This window comes from uncultured Microbulbifer sp. (genome assembly GCF_947504145.1).
Taxonomy (GTDB): domain Bacteria; phylum Pseudomonadota; class Gammaproteobacteria; order Pseudomonadales; family Cellvibrionaceae; genus Microbulbifer.
The window spans coordinates 282,082-301,458 of record NZ_CANNGQ010000002.1; the positions used below are offsets into that span (position 1 = coordinate 282,082).

The 19,377-nt window shown below is 59.7% G+C and carries 16 protein-coding genes; 11 read left to right on the top strand and 5 right to left on the bottom strand.

The genetic code is table 11. The annotated features are described in order from the left end of the window. Positions 1–7 precede the first annotated feature (7 nt). Positions 8–1,552, bottom strand: coding sequence for a 2,3-bisphosphoglycerate-independent phosphoglycerate mutase (gene gpmI, locus Q1A74_RS07850; RefSeq protein ID WP_299594393.1), 1,545 nt, complete (start codon positions 1,550–1,552; stop codon positions 8–10). A gap of 314 nt (positions 1,553–1,866) precedes the next feature. On the opposite strand from gpmI, the gene Q1A74_RS07855 reads away from it, so the two are divergent. The 6 genes from Q1A74_RS07855 to smrA all read left to right on the top strand — a co-directional run bounded on the left by Q1A74_RS07855 (position 1,867) and on the right by smrA (position 5,324). Continuing rightward, the gene (locus Q1A74_RS07855) at positions 1,867–2,277 is read left to right on the top strand and encodes a rhodanese-like domain-containing protein (RefSeq protein ID WP_299594396.1); all 411 of its coding nucleotides are present in this window, start codon (positions 1,867–1,869) and stop codon (positions 2,275–2,277) included. 41 nt (positions 2,278–2,318) lie between these two features. Then, positions 2,319–2,570: a glutaredoxin 3 gene (gene grxC / locus Q1A74_RS07860; protein ID WP_299594398.1), complete on the top strand. Its 252-nt coding sequence runs from the start codon at positions 2,319–2,321 to the stop codon at positions 2,568–2,570. 137 nt (positions 2,571–2,707) lie between these two features. Continuing rightward, the gene (gene secB, locus Q1A74_RS07865) at positions 2,708–3,205 is read left to right on the top strand and encodes a protein-export chaperone SecB (protein WP_299594401.1); all 498 of its coding nucleotides are present in this window, start codon (positions 2,708–2,710) and stop codon (positions 3,203–3,205) included. Between the two features lie 75 nt (positions 3,206–3,280). Beyond that, the gene (locus Q1A74_RS07870; protein WP_299594403.1) at positions 3,281–3,727 is read left to right on the top strand and encodes a thioesterase family protein; all 447 of its coding nucleotides are present in this window, start codon (positions 3,281–3,283) and stop codon (positions 3,725–3,727) included. Between the two features lie 76 nt (positions 3,728–3,803). Continuing rightward, a complete protein-coding gene (locus Q1A74_RS07875) occupies positions 3,804–4,667 on the top strand; it encodes an NAD(P)-dependent oxidoreductase (RefSeq protein ID WP_299594405.1) in 864 nt (287 codons plus the stop codon). Between the two features lie 48 nt (positions 4,668–4,715). Then, complete coding sequence (gene smrA, locus Q1A74_RS07880) at positions 4,716–5,324, top strand: DNA endonuclease SmrA (protein ID WP_299594407.1); 609 nt, start codon at positions 4,716–4,718, stop codon at positions 5,322–5,324. 299 nt (positions 5,325–5,623) lie between these two features. Here smrA and Q1A74_RS07885 read toward each other — a convergent pair whose 3' ends face one another. From Q1A74_RS07885 to Q1A74_RS07895, 3 genes are all read right to left on the bottom strand, one after another. Next, a complete protein-coding gene (locus Q1A74_RS07885) occupies positions 5,624–6,178 on the bottom strand; it encodes an META domain-containing protein (protein WP_299594409.1) in 555 nt (184 codons plus the stop codon). A gap of 145 nt (positions 6,179–6,323) precedes the next feature. Beyond that, complete coding sequence (locus Q1A74_RS07890) at positions 6,324–6,812, bottom strand: META domain-containing protein (RefSeq protein ID WP_299594411.1); 489 nt, start codon at positions 6,810–6,812, stop codon at positions 6,324–6,326. 715 nt (positions 6,813–7,527) lie between these two features. Next, positions 7,528–9,687 carry a TonB-dependent receptor gene (locus tag Q1A74_RS07895; protein ID WP_299594413.1) on the bottom strand — a complete coding sequence of 720 codons (2,160 nt, stop codon included), beginning with the start codon at positions 9,685–9,687 and terminating at the stop codon, positions 7,528–7,530. A gap of 168 nt (positions 9,688–9,855) precedes the next feature. Between Q1A74_RS07895 and Q1A74_RS07900 the strand changes: the two genes are divergently transcribed. The 5 genes from Q1A74_RS07900 to Q1A74_RS07920 all read left to right on the top strand — a co-directional run bounded on the left by Q1A74_RS07900 (position 9,856) and on the right by Q1A74_RS07920 (position 18,185). Then, positions 9,856–13,287 (top strand): PAS-domain containing protein, encoded by a 3,432-nt coding sequence (locus tag Q1A74_RS07900; RefSeq protein WP_299594415.1) that lies wholly within the window; start codon positions 9,856–9,858, stop codon positions 13,285–13,287. 67 nt (positions 13,288–13,354) lie between these two features. Then, positions 13,355–14,554: an MFS transporter gene (locus Q1A74_RS07905; protein WP_299594417.1), complete on the top strand. Its 1,200-nt coding sequence runs from the start codon at positions 13,355–13,357 to the stop codon at positions 14,552–14,554. After that, the gene (locus tag Q1A74_RS07910) at positions 14,541–15,509 is read left to right on the top strand and encodes an alpha/beta hydrolase (RefSeq protein ID WP_299594419.1); all 969 of its coding nucleotides are present in this window, start codon (positions 14,541–14,543) and stop codon (positions 15,507–15,509) included. Before Q1A74_RS07905 ends, Q1A74_RS07910 begins: the two co-directional genes overlap by 14 nt. 97 nt (positions 15,510–15,606) lie before the next feature. Then, complete coding sequence (locus tag Q1A74_RS07915) at positions 15,607–16,242, top strand: HdeD family acid-resistance protein (protein WP_299594421.1); 636 nt, start codon at positions 15,607–15,609, stop codon at positions 16,240–16,242. 140 nt (positions 16,243–16,382) lie between these two features. After that, the gene (locus tag Q1A74_RS07920; protein ID WP_299594423.1) at positions 16,383–18,185 is read left to right on the top strand and encodes a PLP-dependent aminotransferase family protein; all 1,803 of its coding nucleotides are present in this window, start codon (positions 16,383–16,385) and stop codon (positions 18,183–18,185) included. An 18-nt stretch (positions 18,186–18,203) separates the two neighbouring features. On the opposite strand, the gene queG is transcribed toward Q1A74_RS07920, so the two are convergent. After that, positions 18,204–19,322: a tRNA epoxyqueuosine(34) reductase QueG gene (queG, locus tag Q1A74_RS07925; protein WP_299594425.1), complete on the bottom strand. Its 1,119-nt coding sequence runs from the start codon at positions 19,320–19,322 to the stop codon at positions 18,204–18,206. Positions 19,323–19,377: the final 55 nt, after the last annotated feature.

Here is a 19,377-nt window from a genome sequence, read left to right on the forward strand (position 1 = left end):
GTCCGGGTCAGTTTAGTTTTACCAGCGGTTCACCGCTCATTTCCACCGGCTGCGGCAGGCCCATCAGCGCGAGCATGGTGGGCGCCACATCGGCGAGGCTACCGCCGTCGCGCATGGTGACGTTGCGTTCGCCCACGTACACAAAGGGTACCGGCAGGGTGGAGTGCTGGGTGCTCACCTGGCCGGAGCCCGCGTCGAACATTTCTTCCACATTGCCGTGGTCGGCGGTAATCAGCACTTCGCCACCGGCCGCCAGGGCCGCCTTGGTGACGCGATCCACGCACTCATCCAGTGCTTCCACGGCTTTCACTGCGGCTTCGAAAACGCCGGTGTGGCCGACCATGTCACCGTTGGCGTAGTTGCAGATGATCGCGTCGAACTTGCCGCTCTCGATGGCCGCGACCAGTTTGTCGGTCACTTCCGGCGCGTTCATTTCCGGTTGCAGGTCGTAAGTGGCCACATCCGGGGATTTGATCAGCACGCGCTCCTCGCCATTGTAGGGCTCTTCGCGGCCACCGCTAAAGAAGAAGGTCACATGCGCGTACTTTTCTGTCTCGGCGATACGCAATTGCGCTTTGTTCTGGTTCTGCAGGTACTCACCGAGGGTGTTGGTCAGGGCTTCCGGCGGGAAGGCGCAGCTGGCCTGCATATCCGCGGCGTATTCGGTGGTCATTACAAAGTCTGCCAGTTTCGGGGTTTTCTCCCGGGCAAACCCGTCGAAGGCCGGGTCGGTAAAGGCGCGGGTGATCTGGCGCGCGCGGTCCGGACGGAAGTTCATAAATACCATGGCGTCGCCATCGTTGACCGGTGCCGCTTCGCCGATGCGGGTGGGAGCCACAAATTCGTCGTTCTCGTCGCGGGTGTAGGCCGCCTCGAGGGCTGCGAGGGCGGAGTCGGCAGTGTGCTCGGCTTTGCCCTGGGTGATGAGGTCGTATACCGGCTGTACGCGATCCCAGCGGTTGTCGCGGTCCATGGCGTAGTAGCGACCGGCGACGCTGGCGATCTGCGCGTTGCCCAGGGAGTCACACACCTGGGTCAGGCGCGCCAGCGGGGCTTCCGCGCTGCGCGGTGCGGTGTCGCGGCCGTCGGTGAAGGCGTGGATGTACACCGCCCTGGCGCCGCGCTGGGATGCCAGCGTGGCCATCGCGACAATGTGATCGTCGTGGCTGTGCACGCCGCCTTCCGACAGCAGGCCCATGATGTGCACCGCGCCATTGTTGGCGATGGCTTTGTCCACCGCGGCGGTGTAGGCCGGGTTCTTGAAGAAGTCCCCGTCCTTGATCGCTTTGTTGATGCGGGTGAAATTCTGATACACCACACGGCCGGCACCCAGGGTCATATGGCCCACTTCCGAGTTGCCCATCTGTCCCTCCGGCAAGCCTACCGCCATACCAGAGGTGTGGATCAGGGTTTTGGGGCGGGTCGCCCAGATGTTGTCCCACACCGGGTTCTTGGCCGCGGCAATGGCGTTGTGCTCCGCGTGCTCGCTGTGGCCGAAGCCGTCCAGAATCAGCAGTACCAGGGGGCGTTTGGGCGAAGACTCGGATGCCATGGGATCGGAATTCCTGTGTTGGGTTGTTGGAAGATCGTTCGGCGACGTTGCCAGAGGACGGGGCTCGTGTGGGTATTACGTCGGCAAAGTACCGCAGGTGGCGGATTTTAACCTGTTTGCCCCGCCGAGGTCAGGTGTTAACCGTCTATCCGCGTGATTGATCCCCGAAATTGCTGATTATTTAGTGGTCACGGTGGTGTATACTCCGCCACCTTCGAGCGGCCGGATTGCGGGTTTCTGCGGCGGTCGCATAGGGGCCAGACTGAGAAGTCTGGTCACGTAAGAACAACAAATTGTGAATTTCTGGGGGCGAAGTGGATTTTTTCGTCTTTATCAGCGAGCAGTGGCTGCTGGTGAGTCTGTTGGTGGCGCTGGTTTACGCGCTGGCCATTACCGAGCGTATCAAGGCGGGCAAGCCCGCATCGGCCCACGAGGCCACGCACCTGATCAACTCTGAAGATGCGAAGGTAGTGGACGTGCGCGACCGCTCCGATTTCGTTGCCGGGCACATTGTGGATGCCCTCCACATCCCCCACGGCGAGATCGAGAAGCGCATTGGCGAGTTGGCACCCTATAAAGAGAAGACCCTGATCCTGGCTGACAAAATGGGCCAGCACGCGGGGCCGGTAGGTCGCCAGCTGAAAAAGGCGGGCTACACTGTGCGTCGCCTGGAAGGCGGTATGTCCGAGTGGTCAAACCAGAAGCTGCCGCTGGTGAAAGGCTGAACTGAACCCGCCCGATCGAGAAGCAAAGAGGTTACCCGGTTGTGAAAGAAGTCGTTATCTACACTACCCGCTTCTGTCCCTTCTGTGTCCGCGCGAAGTATCTGCTGGACAACAAGAATATCCCCTACACGGAAGTATCCGTGGATGGCGACCGCGCTCTGCGCGCAGAAATGACCGCCAAAGCGGGGCGCCACACGGTGCCGCAGATCTGGATTGGCGACCACCATGTGGGTGGCTGCGATGAGCTGATGGCCATCGAGCGCAGCGGCGAGCTGGAAAAGATGCTGGCGTAAGGCCCGTCGCCGGCCCAAGAAATTTCAGATACATGCCTTGAAAGGGGTTTTCGAGGCCCCCATAAGTAAGACCCATACAGGGAGTCTTTCTTTCAGGGAAGGCAGACAAAAATCTAATTTACACGACAGGCAGTGACATGGCTGAAGAACAAAACGGCGCAGCAGTGAACGGCGACGCGCAACAAGTACAATTCGCAATGCAGCGCATTTACCTGAAAGATCTCTCCTTTGAGACCCCGATGGGTGCCGAGATTTTCAAGAAACAGTGGAAACCTCAGGTCAATCAGGAACTGAACACCAAGACAGCCAAGATCGATGAAGATCTGTACGAAGTCGCACTGACCCTGACCATCACCGTGAAAGTGGAAGATGAGACCGCTTTCCTGGTGGAAGTCCAGCAGGCCGGCCTGTTTGGCATCAAGGGCCTGGAAGGTCAGCAGCTGGCTCAAGCACTGAACACCGCCTGCCCTACCATCCTGTTCCCCTATGCGCGTGAAGTTGTCGACAACGTCGTCACCAAGGGCTCCTTCCCCGCCCTGATGCTCCCGCCGATCAATTTCGACGCCCTGTTTGCCGCCGCTCTGCAGCAGGCGCAACAGCAGGCTGAAGAAGGCGAAGTGAAGTCCGACGCTTAATCCGCGCGGAATATTCAGAAAAAGGCTCCTTCGGGAGCCTTTTTTGTATCTGAGAAAACCGGAGTGTATTTCCCCATGCAGTGGGACTTCCCCCAACCCTATATTCATAAAGTGTGTGTAGAAGCCGAACACGTGGATGGCCTCCACCACGCCAACAACGCCGAATATGTGCGCTGGTGCGAGCGTGCAGCCTGGTTACACAGCGTGGAACTGGGGCTGGATGTCACCCATTACCAGGAAATGGACCGCGGAATGGCCATTCGTCAGGCCGAGTACGACTATATACTGGCGGCCAGAGAGGGCGATGAACTACTCATCGGCACTTGGCTCACCATGGTCGACGGACGTCTCAACATGACCCGTGAGTTTCAGGTCTACCGCGCTCTGGACGAAGCGCTGGTGCTCAGAGCCGCTTGGCAGATGGTGTGCATCGAACTCTCCAGCGGTAAACCCAAACGGATGCCGCAAACTTTCAAGGATATCTACAGTCCCGCTGTGGTCGAAGATATCGCCAGGCGCTAGCGCCTGCACTGCAAACTGGTGGATAAGCCTCAGGCGCATCCACCAGAATTTCACTGGAAATCCGAGGAGCGCCCGAATGACCGAATTCAACACCCTCACCAAAAACACCGGCGTCCTCAAAGGGAAAACCCTCTTCATCACCGGTGCCAGCCGCGGCATCGGCCGCGCCATCGCCCTCAAGTGCGCCGCGGACGGTGCCAATATTGCCATCGCCGCCAAGTCAGCAGAGCCCCACCCCAAGCTCCCCGGCACCATCTACTCCGTCGCTGAGGAAATCGAGGCGGTTGGCGGTAAAGCCCTGCCCATGCAGGTGGACGTGCGGAATGAAGAGCAGGTCGCCGAAGCATTGAAGAAAACCGCCGATACCTTTGGCGGCATCGACGCCGTCATCAACAACGCCGGCGCCATCAACCTCACCAGTGTCGAATCCACACCGCCCAAGCGCTACGACCTGATGTTGGATGTGAACGCTCGCGCCGTATACCTCACCGCCCACCTGGCCATTCCGTATCTCAAGAAGTCGGAATGCGGACATATCCTCAGCCTGTCGCCGCCGCTGAATCTCGAACCGCGCTGGCTTGGACCCTTTGCGCCTTACGCGCTGTCCAAGTTCGGCATGACGATTCTGAGTATGGGGCTGGCGGAAGAATTGCGGAAAACCAGCATCAGCGTCGCTACGCTGTGGCCGCGCACACTGGTCGCCACTGCCGCTATCGAATTCGCCGTCGGCAACCGGGAAATGTTCGAGCAGAGCCGCAAACCCATGGTGATGGCGGATGCCGCCTACGAGGTACTGATCACCGACAATCAGGGCCTGAACGGCGCCCAGCTGATCGACGAGACCCTGTTGCATGAACGCGGGGTGGAAGATTTCACGCAATATGCGCACAATCCCGCCAAGGCCGGTGAACTGGCAGTGGATCTGTTTCTCGATCCCTGAGCGGGAATACCGGCGCCTACTGGCAGTGAGAGGTAAGCGGGGGAAGCGGTGGACAAGAGTGACCTGGAAGATTTTCGCGGTGCGATGGGTGCGCTGGGGGATGTAAAACCGCTGCCGTCCAGGCAGCGCGAAAATGCGTTAAGCAATACTTTAAACAACGACGCCAAAGACCCTCTCAACCAGCGCGCCCGCCGCGAGGCCGCCACTGCCCAGACCTACCGGGAGCTCAACCCGCTGGGTGGTGAGTTTGTCGAGCCGGTAGAGCCATTTGACCCCATTGAATTCAAGCGCGACGGTGTGCAGAACGGTGTGTACCGCAATCTTCGCCTGGGTAAATACACCGTGGACGCACGCCTGGATCTGCACCACCACACGGTGGAAATGGCCCGCAGTGCCCTCTATCAATTTATTCGGGATTGTACGGAAGCCGACGTGCGCTGTGCCCTGGTCACCCACGGCAAAGGCGAGGGGCGTAAGACCCCGGCGATGCTGAAAAGCTGCGTCAACGCCTGGCTACCGCAGTTACAGGAAGTGCTCGCGTTTCACAGTGCCCAAAAACAGCACGGCGGTCTGGGTGCCACCTATATCCTGCTGCGCAAGAGCGAACGCAAACGCCAGCAGAACCTCGAGCAACACCAGCGCCGTTCACGTCCGTGAACGATAAACCGAACAGGAAGTTTTTGGGAAAACTTCCTGTTCGGTAATCTGTTTGTCACGTCTGGCAGTTATATTATTCCCACAACGAAATTGAGCTTGTCCGGTTGTTTCATCGCGCAACCGAAAGTTTTCGTTGTTCTTCTCTCTTTGCATCGCACCAACCTTGTTGGTGATTCTTGCTTCCGAGTTTGGAAGTGCCTCCGGTTGGAGGACCCGGTTCGAGTTTCGCGATTGCGAATCGAACCTTTTTTTGAATGGGCGGCCCTAGTGGCCGCCTTTTTTCGTTTGGGTGGGGGGATTCAGCGTGCGGCCGGTGGGGCCTCGCTGGCTTGTCGGAATTCAAGGCGGGTGCCATCGTTTCCTTCCAGAATCAGGAGATCGCCCTGGGTGTGGGCATGGGTGACCAGTGGCAGGGCCAGCAGGAAGTCTTGTTCCAGTTCGCTGCTGTCGCGGCGACCCACCATGCGGGATATTTTGGGGGGCTTCAGCCACTTGATGGAGCCGTTGTCGTCGAGCCGGAATTTACCCAGGTAGGGGTTGGAGCCGGCGCTGCCACGCACAAAGCCGAGTTTGTCGCAGCCGAGGTATGGGCGGTCGCGCCACATTTTTTTCCACAGCAGGCGGGGCTTGTGCTCGCGGCCGTCCACAAACAGGCTGTCCAGTAACCACTGGCGGTCGCAGATGGCGCTGCTACCGGTTTGCGTCATCGCTGCCTGGCTCGCCTCTGCCTGATGCGCGTCGTTACTACTGCACCCGGCCTGAGTCAGGCAAAACAGCGACAGGCTGAGAATACCTGCGCGGAGAATCGTGGTGGGTTTAGCGGAGAACAGTGTCTGCGGGAGCAGGCGGTGCATGGGATCCGTCCGGTGGCCTTTTGCGCCATTTAACACCAAATACCGGTGGTTGTCTGTGACCCAGCCACTCTATCCGGTGCCCGACCGCCACCGGGGCGGGAGAGAGCACGGGGGATGAAAGCGAGGGCGTGGTGGTGGGCGGCTGTCAGTTGCCCGATTTGATGTATTCGATATAAATATCGCCGGATGCGTCCCGCAGGATCAGACGGCCGCCGCTACTTTTCACGAATGCCTGGCTGGTGCCGGAAAGCGCGCGCAGGTACTGGGTTTCCTGCTCCATCAGCTGCGGTGGGCCGGCCATTTTGGTGGAGGCGAAACTGCCGGTGTCCCACAGGATCTGACCGTTGGTGGTGACCTGCATGGCACCGCGGTAGGTATTGATGCCGCTTTTGCCCATGGCTTCGCCATCGGTATTGCACAGGAAGGTGAACTCCCCGGGCTGGTCGACAGGAACGGCCTGGCCATTGATGCGCAGCAGGCGCATTTCCCACTTGCCGCCGCAGACGCTGGCCATGGAGCCCGGGTTCTGGCTTGGGCCAGAATCTTTGTCCCCCATATTCATACAGCCGGCGATCACGATGGCGAGGCCCGCAAGCCACACCGGTACCACCCTGTTGATTCCTTTGCGGATCATTCTTTTTGCTCCCTTTTCCCGTTCCCTGCTCAAAAGATAGATAAAGCTTAGTCAGTTGCGCTCTTTGCGAGAGGACAGCGACGACAGCTTGTGGCGGAAAGGGTCACAGAACGGGGAGTGCGCGGGCGCCAGCGCCCGCTTTACCCGTGCGGCAGACTTCTGACGGGGTACACGGGTAGGGGGGCACGGGTTATGAGGGCTGTCGTACACACCGCACCACGATTTTTGACTCCAGCTCCTGCTCAAAGCATCGGAAGCGGGTGCCATTTACATTCAGGGAACGGGGGGCATCGCGGCTGCCACTCCTGGGCCTTCGGTCGGAGGACCTTACCGACAGATGTGCCGGGTCCATATGTGGGGGAACTGCGCTGCTGAATGCGCGGTTTGCTTGACTCTCCCGGGGCTCGGTTGATGTACAACCGGCAACAATTCCTGTCGCTATCGCCGTCGTCAGCAGAATACAACTCAATTTCTGCACGCGGATACCTCGATGGCTGGTTCGAGGGCGCTTCACTGCAGCCCTCACTTTCAGCCTAGAAGAGTCTGCTGCCAAAGTGTGGATATGTGCGCCAATTTGCGAAAAGGTGCGCCGGCTGGGAGCTTGTGGCGACAGGAGGCTGGCGTCTGAAACTGGTTTGAGTGGATGAGGAGAAACAAAAAAGGGGCCCGGTGGGCCCCAATTGCAATGCAATGTACGACAGTGTGAGAAGGTGTTTTAGAAGTTGTAGTTACCTGTGAGGGCGATAGTGCGGGGCGCGCCGTAGAAGGCAGTCTGTAAGCTCGGGCCAAAGTCATATCCCGCGATACGGTATTCGGTATCTGTCAGGTTCTTGCCCTGGAGGCCGAGGTTCCAATTGCCGCTCGCGCTGTAATAGGTCGCAGTGAGATCAACCAGGGTGTAGCCCTCTTGGTCGAGGATGCTCGGTGTTTCGAAGATCTGAGTATCTGAACGGTAGGAGGCCGAAGGCACAACCACCATCTCTCCGCCAGCAACTGGCAAAGACCAGTTCAATTGGACCATGGCGGTAGTGTCCGGGGTATTTTGCATATCGCGGGTATCAGCAATGTTTGCCCCGCCTGACATAAACTCGACGAACTCGGCATCTACCAAACCAAGGTTTGCGTTCGCAGACAGACTGTCGGTGAGCGCCAGAGAAGCTTCGAGTTCGATACCTTGAATACGGGATTTACCCGCGTTGAGTACGTCGCCCGCCGTCGTGCCGTCTTCCAGTAGGCGCTGAGTAGTCAGCTGCATATCAGTGTAATCTGCCCGGAACACGGCACCATTGAGGCGCAAACGGTTGGAAAGTAAATCGAGTTTCCACCCCATTTCTAGAGTGTCTACGGTTTCTGGAGCGTACCCTTCTCTGGTGAGCGGGTTTGCGGTTTCAACACCGCGCATATCGAAGCCGCCGGACTTAAAGCCTGTGCCATAGGACGCGTAAATCATAGCGTCGTCATTGATTTGGTAGTCAATTCCTACGCGCGGTGTGAATTCGCCCCATGAATCACTGTTGGTATAGTCGGTGCGTACTGCAGCAACTACCGGATCAGCTGAGTCCCCATAGTATTTATCGTGAGAAAAGTCGCTACCGAGACCGGCGATTACCGCGTTGTAAACATCGGCTTCTTTATCGTCTTTGGTGTAGCGGCCGCCAAGATTCAGGTTCCACTGCTCGGCAAACTGCCAATTGTAGTGCGCGTAAGCTGAGAGGCTCTGCGTGTCTACACTGCCGTTCACGGCTACGCTAATCGGTGCCAATACGGCATCGTAAGCGCCGGCAGCAGTTCCATCGTAGTAGTAGATGCCACTGACCAGATCTGCATTTTCACCTTGCCAGATCAGCTGAAATTCCTGAGTGAATTGCTCGTCGTCGTAGAATGCTGGAACGTCGAAGCTCGGTGTGTTCACACTATCGAAGTCGATTACGGTATCCGTTTTACCTTCTCGGTTTGCGGTTACGGATTTTACTGTGACGCTGTTCGATAATTGCCATTCAGCGGTGAAAGACATACCGCTGGTTTCTACCAAGTTTTCTGACGGGAGGTTGGACTCGGTGTCGTAAACGCTGTCGAGCACTGGCTCACCGTTTACACCGGGATCAAATCGGTGGCCGTGTTTAGAGGCTGATTTATCGGTGGTTTTGTCTGCGGCGAAACGGAAAAACAGTTCCTCTGTTGGCGAGTATTCCAGGCTAACACGAGCGGCCAGAATATCTTTGTTGTACTGATCTTCTCCGGTACGCACGTTCTCGCCAAAGCCATCGCGATTGAAGCTCGCGATAGCAGCACCGATATTCAGGTTTTCAGTCAGGCCGGTAGAGGCCTTGAGTTTCAGGTCGCGCTGATTGTAGCTGCCGAGGGAAGAGCCGATTGAGATCTCAGTGTCGCCCGTCATTTTCTTGGTGACATATTTCACCGCACCACCGATGGTGTTCTTACCGTACAGGGTGCCCTGCGGGCCGCGCAGCACTTCGATACGCTCCACATCAAACACGTCCATGACCGCACCCTGTGGGCGGGCAACGTACACATCGTCAATGTAGATGCCGACACCCGGTTCATAGCCCCACAGCGGATCCTGCTGGCCGATACCGCGAATAAATGCGGTCAGGGTGGAGTTGGTGCCGCGGCTTACCTGCAGCGTGGTGTTCGGGGACATTTTCTGGATTTCGGTCATATCGGTAATGCCGTTATCCATCAATTGGGCTTCGCTGATGGCGGATACCGCCACCGGCACTTCCTGCAGTGACTGCTCGCGCTTCTGCGCGGTCACGGTCACTTCTTCCAGTTGGGGTTCTGCATAGGCGAGGGACGCGCCGCAGGCGAGCATGATGCCTGCAGCGAGGGGGTTAAATTTCATTGATTTGCGCATGGCTCTCTCCGATCACCGGTTTATGGTTTTTATCTAAGTTACGGATTTGCACTGTATCGGCTGCTGCGGATCTTGCCTGCTAGACCAAGGTATGACGCCCGGGAGGCGGGGAAGGCAGGACAAAAAACAGCCGATGCGTTAGTCTGTGCATAATAACCAAAATAATGAATGAGGCGCCATTTGTTCAGCCTTACATTGCTCGCCGCGGTGGGCCTGATTTATCTGCTGATGCTGTTTGCCATTGCCTTCTGGGGTGACCGGCTGTCGGCTGCGCGTATCCGCCCGATAAAACCCCTGCTGCTGGCTCTGGCCGGCACCTATACCAGTGCCTGGATGTTCTTCGGTGTGCCCGCCCAGGCGGTGAGCGAGGGCTGGCTGCTGCCTCCCACCTTTGTCGGTGCCAGCCTGATGCTGATCTTCGGCGCCCCCTTGCTGATGCGCTTTGTGCGCCTGTCCAAGCAGCAGGGCTCCACGTCCATTGCCGACTTTATCAGTGCCCAGTACGGCGGCTCCCAGTGGCTGGCTGCGGTAGTGGCACTGCTGGCGGTGGTGGCCATTGTTCCCTATCTCTCTCTGCAGCTGCGCGCGGTGGCCGACAGTTTCCTGCTGCTGGCCAACAGCGTCGAAGGTGCTGGTATCAGTGCTTCGGTGGTAACCGGGGTGGTGAGCGTGACTCTGGGGTTGTTTTCGGTTCTGTTCGGCACCCGCCATATCGACAGCAGTGTGCACCGCAACGGCATGTTACTGGCGGTCGCGTTCGAGGCCCTGGTGAAAATCGGCGCACTGATTGCGGTAGCCTGGTTTGTGGTGAATAGCGCGTTTGACGGTGCGGCGGACCTGACCCGCGCGGCGCTGGCGAGCGACAAGGTCGCCGCTATTGCCGAGGCGCGCCCGGCAGATACTGGTTACTTTGCCGTGGTGGTGCTGGGAATGGCGGCGATTTTCTGCCTGCCGCGCCAGTTCCATATCCTGATGATCGAGAGTGACGACGAGCGCGATATCGGCCCGGTGCGCAAATTGATCCCGGTCTATCTGGCGGTGGTGTCCATGGCGGTACTGGCAGTGGGCTACGGCGGTATGTTGTGGCTGCCGGGTACCGATGGCAGTAGTGGTGCGGGTTACGCCAATGCGGAACGCTTTGTGCTGGGGGTGCCGCTGGAAAGCGGGATCCCCTGGCTGGCCCTGCTGGCATTTGTTGGTGGCCTGTCCGCCGGTTCCAGCATGGTGATTATCGCCACCATCGCCCTGTCCACCATGATCGCCAACACCATGATTGTGCCCTGGTGGCTCAAGCGGCTGCAGCAGCGCCCGGCGGGTGTGGCGCTGGGCAGTGACTTGCGGCGGGTGCGCCGCGTCATCATCGGCCTGCTGATGCTGGCGGCCTTTGGGGTGAGTGAACTGATCGGCTCCGGTGTCAGCCTGGGTACCTTTGGATTGTTGTCTCTGGCGCTGGCTGCGCAGTTGGCCCCGGCGATGATTGCCGCAGTGACCTGGCCGGCGCGCTGGCCGCGGTTGCGCGCTGCGGGTGTGGTTGTGGGCCTGTTGCTGGGCACGCTGGTGTGGGGTTTGTCGGCGTTGCCGGCAGCGCTGGGTGGTGCGGACCGTGTGGCTGCGTTGCTGGGGCTGAACTGGAACCCGCTCTCCATTGCCTGTGTGTTCGGGTTGGGGATCAATGCCCTGGCGCTCATCGTCTGCTCGCTGCTGCAACAGCGCTGGTTGCCGGGCAGTGCCGCGGCCGAAGTGGCACCGGTGGATCGCGCGCGCCTGCGTCAGTTGCTGGCGCGCTTTGTGGGAGAAGATGCGGCGGACCGGGCGCTGGCACCGATGCAGGCAAACAGCGCAGCGCAAAGGCCGCGCGCTTCCGCGGAGCACTACCGGGAAACGGTGGAAAAAATTCTCGCCGGTATCGTCGGCAGTACCAGTGCCCGCCGCCTGGTGCGGCAGTTGGGCGAGCCGGAAGTCACCGCCCAGCAGCTGGAGCAGGCGTCGGACATTTATCAGTTCGGGCGTGGCCTGCTGCAGAGCAGCATCGACAATATCGATCAGGGTATATCGGTGGTGGATGCCAACCTCAATTTGGTCGCCTGGAATCGCCGTTACCTGGAGCTCTTCCACTACCCCACCGAGATGATTTACGTGGGCCGCCCGGTGGCGGAACTGGTGCGCTACAACGCCAGCCGCGGCGAGTGTGGCCCCGGTGTGGTGGAAGATCATGTGAACAAGCGGGTAGAACATCTGCGCAACGGTACCGCCTACCGGGTGCAGCGCAACCGCACCGACGGCACGGTGCTGGAGATTCGCGGCAACCCGCTGCCCGGTGGCGGCTTTGTGACAACCTATACCGATGTGTCGGATTACCAGCGCGCTGTGGCGGAGCTGACCGACATCCGCAATTCTCTCGAGCACAAGGTGGCCCATCGCACTGCAGAGCTGGAGAGTGTCAACGACGAACTGCAGACTTTGAATTCCGAACTGCAGGAGGCCAGCGCCGGCAAGACCCGCTTCCTTGCCGCCGCCAGCCACGACCTGGTGCAACCCCTGAATGCCAGCCGGCTGTTTATTGACGCGCTCGCGGCGCGCCCGCTGGAAGACAGCAGCCGTCAGCTGCTCACCCGCGCCGACAGTGCACTGGCCGCGGCGGAGCAGCTGATCACCGATATGCTGCAGATCGCGCGTATGGATGCCGGCGATATCAAGCCGGCCTTTGCCCCGGTATCCCTCGACAGCATCCTCGACGACGCGGTGGCCCAGGCACGCCTCGCTGCCGAGGCGCGCGGGATTTGCCTGCGTTACCGTCGCAGCCATCTGTGGGTACAGAGCGATGAAAAAATGCTGCGGCGGGTGGTTCAGAACCTGCTGGACAATGCCGTCAAATACACGCGGGAGGGGGGTGTATTGATTGGTGTTCGCGGTAATGCCGGCGGCATTTCCCTGGAGGTATGGGATACCGGCGAGGGTATCGCACCGGATCAGCAGCAGGCGATCTTCCGCGAGTTCTGTCGGCTCACCTCGAAAGACACCGCGGGCCATCAGCGCCAGCACGGCTACGGTCTCGGCCTCGCCACCGTGGAGCGTCTGTGCCGGTTGCTGGAGGCACCGATCGGTCTCTCCTCGATTCCGGGGCGCGGCAGTGTGTTCCGGGTGCGCTTGCCTCGTGCGGCAGCGCGCGTAAATGTAGCGCCCAGGGTAAAAGCGGGAGCGGGGCGGGGCGCGGCACTGAATCTGCAGATTTTATGTGTGGATAACGAGCCTTCGATCCTCGAGGCCATGGCGGCTCTGCTGGGCGGCTGGGGGTGCACCGTACAGTGCGCGCAGAATCGAAGCGGGGCACTGGCGGCGGCGGAGCCGGACCTGTTGCTGATGGACTTCCACCTGGACGATGGCGACAACGGCATCGACCTGGCGGCGGAACTGCTGGCGCAATGGGACGGCGATGTGCCCTGCGTGATCATCTCCGCGGAAAACACCAATACGGTTAAGGCTCGCGCACAGCAGGCCGGCTGGCAGTTCCTGCAGAAACCCCTGCGGCCGGCGGCGCTGCGTGCCTTATTGCAGCAGAGCGCGCAACAGAGCGCACATTCTGCGACCAAGGTCGTATAGGCAGGGGGCGCCTCGCGGCGCAGTCTGAACGGTAAGATCCGGAATAATAAAAAGTGGTATCAGAGCAATGAAAAAATACCTGTTGGAAATTCTTATGTTCAGCGCCTACGCGCTGTTCGCGGCGAGCTGGGTGTCCGGCGCCATCCTCACTCCGGCGATCCAGGCGTCCTTTGGCGAGGAGGGTTTTGCCAATGCCACCTGGGGCAGTAACGTCATCACCATCGCCAAGATTGTCGGCAATCTGGCTGCCGCCGCCCTGTTGGTACGTCTCGGTGCCAAGCGCGCTTTTACACTGGCGATTATCCTGATTGCCGCCGGTGCTCTGGGGGCCCTGGCCGGTACCTATGGCGGCTGGCTGCTGTCGCGATTGGCCCTGGGTCTCGGTGGCGCACTGGCGATTGTCTACTTCGCCCCGGTGGTGCTGCATTACTTTTCCGCTGAAGAGCGCCCGATGATCAACGGCATCAATGCCGCGGCCTTCAATACGGGCAACCTGCTCGCACTCTTGTCTACTACCGCTCTGCTCAGCTGGTTGGGTAGCTGGCAATCGGTGGTGGTGCTCTACGGTGTGATGGTGCTGGCGCTGGGTGTGCTCTGGTGGCTGAGTGCCGAGAACTTTTCACTGTCTGGCGGTGCAGATAAACCCGCGGAAAACTATGGCCTGAAAGAGGGCATCCGGGAAAGTTTCAACTGGTGGCTGCCGCTGGCCTATTGCGGTGTACTGTTCTGTTATATCGCGGTATTCGCGCTGTTCCCGCTGATCGATGGCTTTGCGGTGGCAAGCAGTCACCTCTCTGCGGTAATGATTGCCGCGGGTATGGTGGGCACTGTAGCGGGTATCATCGTCACCAAGCGCTATGCGCTGCGCCTGCCAGTGCTGCGTTACTCCGGGCTCGCACTGGTAGGCTTTGCAGCGCTGATGGTCACCAGCCGCGATCCGCTTGTGGCCTACGGCGCAGCGGCGCTTGCCGGCTTCTGTATGTTCCTGCCGATGACTGCTCTGGTCACCCTGCCGCAGGAGCTACCGGGTATGACGCCGGGCAGAATTACCGTCACGTTCGCCATGTTCTGGTCCATTTCCTACGGGGTGGAAACCGGTTTGATGTACGGTGCGGGCCTGCTCGCCGATATGACCGGCGAGCCCGCTACCGCGGCGTATTTTGCCGTGGCCTGCTCTGCATCCCTGTTCGTATTTTCATTCCTGTTGCCGGAAAGCGGCAAAAAAGTCGTAGCGGAAAACCTGGAGGCCAGCGATGCCGCAGCGTGAATTGGCTTTGAATCCCAAGCTCGGCGAATGGCTGGTTGCCGTCAACGCCCAGGTTGCCAAATTGAAAGAAGCGGGGTTCGAGCCGACCCCTATTTCCGCTCGCGAAAGTCTCGCCAGTCTGACGACAAATTTTGTCGAGCCCGGCCCGGAAATGTTGGTGGGTGAAACCCTGGTGCACGGTGGCGAATACCCGGTGCCGGTACGGATCTATCAACCGGGTGAGCCCAACACGGCCGAGTCGGAAAGTGCCGCGGAAAAAGCAGCGATCATCTACTGCCACGGCGGCGGCCATATGGCCGGCAGCGTGTCTGTTTACGACCCTATTTGCCGTCGCTTTGCCGAAGCCTGTGGGCGCACACTGATCAGCGTGGAATATCGGCTGGCACCGGAAAACCCGTACCCGGCAGGGTTGAACGACCTGATCAACGTGGTGCGCCACCTGGGTAGTGCACTGGATAGAAAAAAGATTGATCACAACGGTCGCTGGATCCTCATGGGTGATTCCGGTGGTGGTGCGCTGTGTGCGTCCGCGAGCCGTCTGCTACAGCACCAGCCCCACAGCATCGACGCCCAGGTGCTTGTCTATCCCAGTCTCGACTACACCATGCAGGCGCCGTCCATCGAAGAAAATGGCCGCGGTTACCTGCTGGAGAAGGAGAAGTGTCTCTGGTACTTCCAGAACTACCTGCAGAATGCGGAAAACCCCCGGCAGGTATCGCCACTGCACGGTGAATTTACCCGCAACCTGCCCGCCAGCCTGGTCATCACCGCGGGGTTTTGTCCGCTGCGGGACGAGGGTGTGGAGTATGTACGCAAGGTGCGCGAAGGTGGCGCCAATGCCGAGCACCTGCATTTCGGTGACATGATTCACGCCTTCCTGAATATTGAGAAACTGGTGCCGGATGCCTGCGACGGTGTGTATCGGCACGCCGCGGAGTTTCTACGGGGCCTGTAAACGCGGCTTGAACCCGTGGACGGAAAATAAACTCGCTATCTGTGGTCCGGGAGACTAAAACTCCAGCTTTCTTGGAAGTTTTAGCCGGGAGCATTCGATGTCTACTGAGAACAAGCCTGTCCATTCTTCTTCCGGGGCCGCCGCCCCGGGTCAAATCAATCTCTCCACGCGCCCCCTGCTGCGCGCCATGGCCGACAACTGGTGGGTCGCACTGGTGCGGGGGCTGTTCGCCATTCTTTTCGGTGTATTGACCTTCGTCTGGCCGGGTATTTCCCTGCTCAGCCTGGTCATCCTTTTCGGTGTGTATTCGCTGATGGACGGTGTTGTTGCCATCTACGGGGCCATCACCGGGCGCAAGGAGGTCAGCAGGTCTTCGTTGTGGTGGTTGCTGTTTGTGGGTATTACCGGGGTTGCCGCAGGGATCGTGACCTTTGTCTATCCCCAGGTGACGGCGCTGGTGCTGGTGATCTTTATCGGTGCCTGGGCGCTGGTGCGCGGTATCTTCGAGATCATCGGTGCGGTACGCCTGCGCAAGGAAATTGATCACGAGTGGTTGCTGATTTTTGCCGGCTTCCTGTCAGTGATCTTTGGCCTGGTGCTGCTGCTCAAGCCCGGCGCTGGTGCGCTGGCACTGTTGTGGCTGATCGGGGGCTATGCGATTGCTTTCGGGGTCATTCTGGTGTGGCTGGCGTTTCGCTTGCGCAAGTTGGCACGCAATGCGCATGATGGCTGACGATATGGCAGGGCGGAGCATTCCGCCCTTGCCGCCTGCCAGGGCGGCCCTCACGGCTCCCTTGAATGTAAGTTGTGCGCGGGGCAAACTGCGCTCAACATGAAGTCATCGCAGGCGATAACAAATATAACGAGCCGAACATGAGCGAAGCACTGATCGTTCTCGATCCCGCGGCAGACAAAAGTCTGCAACAGCAGATCCGCGAAAAGCTGATCCAGGGGATTCTTTCCGGAAGTATTCCCGCCGGCCACAAGATGCCGTCCTCCCGCCGTATGGCGGAGCAGCTGAGCGTTGCCCGCAATACGGTGGTGCTTGCCTATCAGCAGCTGGTGGACGACGGTTTCCTGGTGACTCGCGAACGCAGCGGGTTTTACGTCAGTGAAACGGTTTCCCAGCAGGGGGTGATCAGTCACGGCGCTGGCGGTATTCCGCGGCAGGATGAAGATGATCGCAGCTTCTGGCGCTCCCACTGCAATCCAGTGTCTGTCAGCCGTCGCGCCCTGCAAAACCGCCCGGCCAATTGGCTGCAGTATCCATTTCCCTTTGTCAGCAATGAATACGACCCGCGCCTGTATCCGGGCTCGGAGTGGCGGGAGTGCACCCGGGATATTTTCACCGCGCGGGAAGTGGCCCAGTGGGCGACCCTCGGGAATAACGAAGACGACCGCAATCTGGTCGAGCAGATCTGCACTCGGCTATTGCCGCGGCGGGGAATTTACGTGGATCCGGGCCAGATACTTCTGACCAGCGGTATGGAGCAGGCCTGCTATCTGCTGGGTGAGTTGTTGTTGGGGGAGCAGCGCAAGCTCGCGCTGGTAAAGCCGACCGGCGGAGAGACCGGCGAGATATTCCGTCGCACCGGCGCGGAGCTGTTGCCGCTGTCCCAGGACGCGGACGGTCCGGCAGTGGATGCATTTCTCCGGCAGGCGGACTGCCTATACCTGCAGCCCAATGTGCACAATCCCACCGCGGTAACCACCAGTCTGGAGCGGCGCAGAGTACTGCTGAAGCAGGCCCGGGAGCAGCGGGCGGTGGTGATCGAAAACGACTGCGATCACGATTTCAGCTACCACGGCAATCCGTTGCCGCCTTTGAAAAGCATGGATGGCGGTACCTCTGTCATCTATCTCTATCAATTCCCCAAGGTCATTGACCCGGGTATGCAGCTCGCGTTTGTGGTTGCGCCCAAACCGGTGATTCAACGATTGCGGGCGCTGCGCTACACCCTGCGCGAGCGCGTGCCGGCGTTGAATCAGCGTCTGCTGGCCAAATTTGTGGCCGCCGGACATCTGGATGCGGCACTGTTCAAAATCACCCAGCAGCTGAAAGAGCGCTGGGCCGCCCTGGGCGAAGCCCTGATGTATCACCTGCCGAAACTGAAAGTCCGCCGCGCCAGTTGCGGTACTGCCTGCTGGCTGGAGCTGCCCGCGCATATCGACGCGCTGCAGTTACAGGTGAGTGCCGAGCAGAATGGCCTGTTGTTGGAAACGGTAAGCGATGGCAGCGCGGTGCGTTTGGGTTTTTCCGCCATCGATGCCGACAAGATCGAGCCGGGGATCAAGGTGCTGGCACAGCTGATCAATGGCGAGCTGCTGGCCGAGGAAGAGGCGCTGGAAAGCGCGAGCGGTCGTCGCCTGGCGGCCGGGGATCTGCAGCGGGAAATGCCGGGCGCCATTTTCCTTGGCACCAATACACTGGGCGAATCCTACCGTATCGAGCTGAAGCCCGACGGCACCATGCTGGGCTATTCCCGCAATGATGTGGAAATGGACGAGACGGATACCGGCCGCTGGTGGTTGGATGGCGACCAGTGGGTGCGCCAGTGGCGCAACTGGTCCTATGGGCGCAAGGCCAGCTTCCACGTGGTCACCGATGGCCACCGGATTAAATGGTTCAATGAAACCGGTAAGCTGATCGACGCGGCTGTGATTGCTCGGGAATAGCGCTGGTACTGGCCGGTTTCAGCCTGCAGTCTTGCGGATTTTCCGCTTGCGCCGTCTTCCGCTGTGCAGGCGCGCCAGCGCCCAGTCGATATGTTCCCGCACCAGCGGTGTCGACGCTTCGCGGGCGTTTTCCAGCGCAGTAACAATGTCCGGGGATACATCCGCATTCCCCAGCGCCACCGCCAGATTGCGCTGCCAGCGCTCGAAACCGATCCGCCGAATAGCCGATCCCTCGGTTTTTTTCAGGAACTCCGCTTCCGTCCATTGAAACAGTTCCACCAGATCGCCGCTATCCAAGCCGTGCCGCGGATGGAAATCCTGCTCTGCTGTGGGCTTGGCGAACTTGTTCCAGGGGCAGATGATCTGGCAGTCATCGCAACCGAAGACCCGGTTACCCATGGGCTCGCGCAGCGCTTCCGGGATTGGCCCCTTGTTCTCAATGGTCAGATAGGAGATACAGCGGCGCGCATCCAGGGTGTAGGGGCCTGCGAAGGCGTCGGTGGGGCATACCTTCAGGCAGGCGGTGCACTCGCCGCACTGATTAAGTTCTGTGCTTTGGTCTACCGGCAGTGGCAGGCTGGTGTAAATTTCGCCGAGGAAGAACCAGCTGCCGGCATTGCTGTTGATCACCATGCAGTTCTTGCCGATCCAGCCGAGCCCGGCCTTTTCCGCCAGGGCGCGCTCCATTACCGGCGCACTGTCGGTAAATGCTCGGCCGCGTGCCTCGATGCCGCGTTCGTCACAATAGCGCTCGATCTGCTGCGCGAGTTGTGCGAGCCGTTTGCGGATCAGTTTGTGGTAGTCGCGGCCATTGGCGTAGCGGGAGACGTAGGCCTTGTCTGCACTTTTCAGGATCTTAACCGGTTCGGTATCCGGCGGCAGGTAGTCCAAACGCACGCTGATCACCCGCAGGGTGCCTTCTTCCAGCAATTCCGGTCGCCAGCGTTTTTCCCCATGCGCTCCCATCCATTCCATATCGCCGTTATAGCCGGCCTCCAGCCACTGTTGCAGCCGCTCCCCGTGCTGCTCCAGATGGCAGTCGGTAATGCCCACCTGCTGAAAGCCCAGCTCCCGCCCCCACAGGTGAATCTGCGTGACCAGGTCTTCCAGGATTTGTGGTTCGGGGGTGGCAGTCATGGAAATCGGTGTGGCCCAGTGTGCGGCGATTCGCGGGTTGAAGCGGTATAATTAT

Excerpts from the sequence above, each read along its gene's own strand:
- gpmI (WP_299594393.1), bottom strand. The coding sequence starts at position 1,552 with ATGGCATCCGAGTCTTCGCCCAAACGCCCCCTGGTACTGCTGATTCTG.
- secB (WP_299594401.1), top strand. The coding sequence starts at position 2,708 with ATGGCTGAAGAACAAAACGGCGCAGCAGTGAACGGCGACGCGCAACAA.
- Q1A74_RS07870 (WP_299594403.1), top strand. The coding sequence starts at position 3,281 with ATGCAGTGGGACTTCCCCCAACCCTATATTCATAAAGTGTGTGTAGAA.
- Q1A74_RS07875 (WP_299594405.1), top strand. The coding sequence starts at position 3,804 with ATGACCGAATTCAACACCCTCACCAAAAACACCGGCGTCCTCAAAGGG.
- Q1A74_RS07885 (WP_299594409.1), bottom strand. The coding sequence starts at position 6,178 with ATGCACCGCCTGCTCCCGCAGACACTGTTCTCCGCTAAACCCACCACG.
- Q1A74_RS07890 (WP_299594411.1), bottom strand. The coding sequence starts at position 6,812 with ATGATCCGCAAAGGAATCAACAGGGTGGTACCGGTGTGGCTTGCGGGC.
- Q1A74_RS07895 (WP_299594413.1), bottom strand. The coding sequence starts at position 9,687 with ATGCGCAAATCAATGAAATTTAACCCCCTCGCTGCAGGCATCATGCTC.
- Q1A74_RS07900 (WP_299594415.1), top strand. The coding sequence starts at position 9,856 with ATGAGGCGCCATTTGTTCAGCCTTACATTGCTCGCCGCGGTGGGCCTG.
- Q1A74_RS07905 (WP_299594417.1), top strand. The coding sequence starts at position 13,355 with ATGAAAAAATACCTGTTGGAAATTCTTATGTTCAGCGCCTACGCGCTG.
- Q1A74_RS07910 (WP_299594419.1), top strand. The coding sequence starts at position 14,541 with ATGCCGCAGCGTGAATTGGCTTTGAATCCCAAGCTCGGCGAATGGCTG.
- Q1A74_RS07915 (WP_299594421.1), top strand. The coding sequence starts at position 15,607 with ATGTCTACTGAGAACAAGCCTGTCCATTCTTCTTCCGGGGCCGCCGCC.
- Q1A74_RS07920 (WP_299594423.1), top strand. The coding sequence starts at position 16,383 with ATGAGCGAAGCACTGATCGTTCTCGATCCCGCGGCAGACAAAAGTCTG.
- queG (WP_299594425.1), bottom strand. The coding sequence starts at position 19,322 with ATGACTGCCACCCCCGAACCACAAATCCTGGAAGACCTGGTCACGCAG.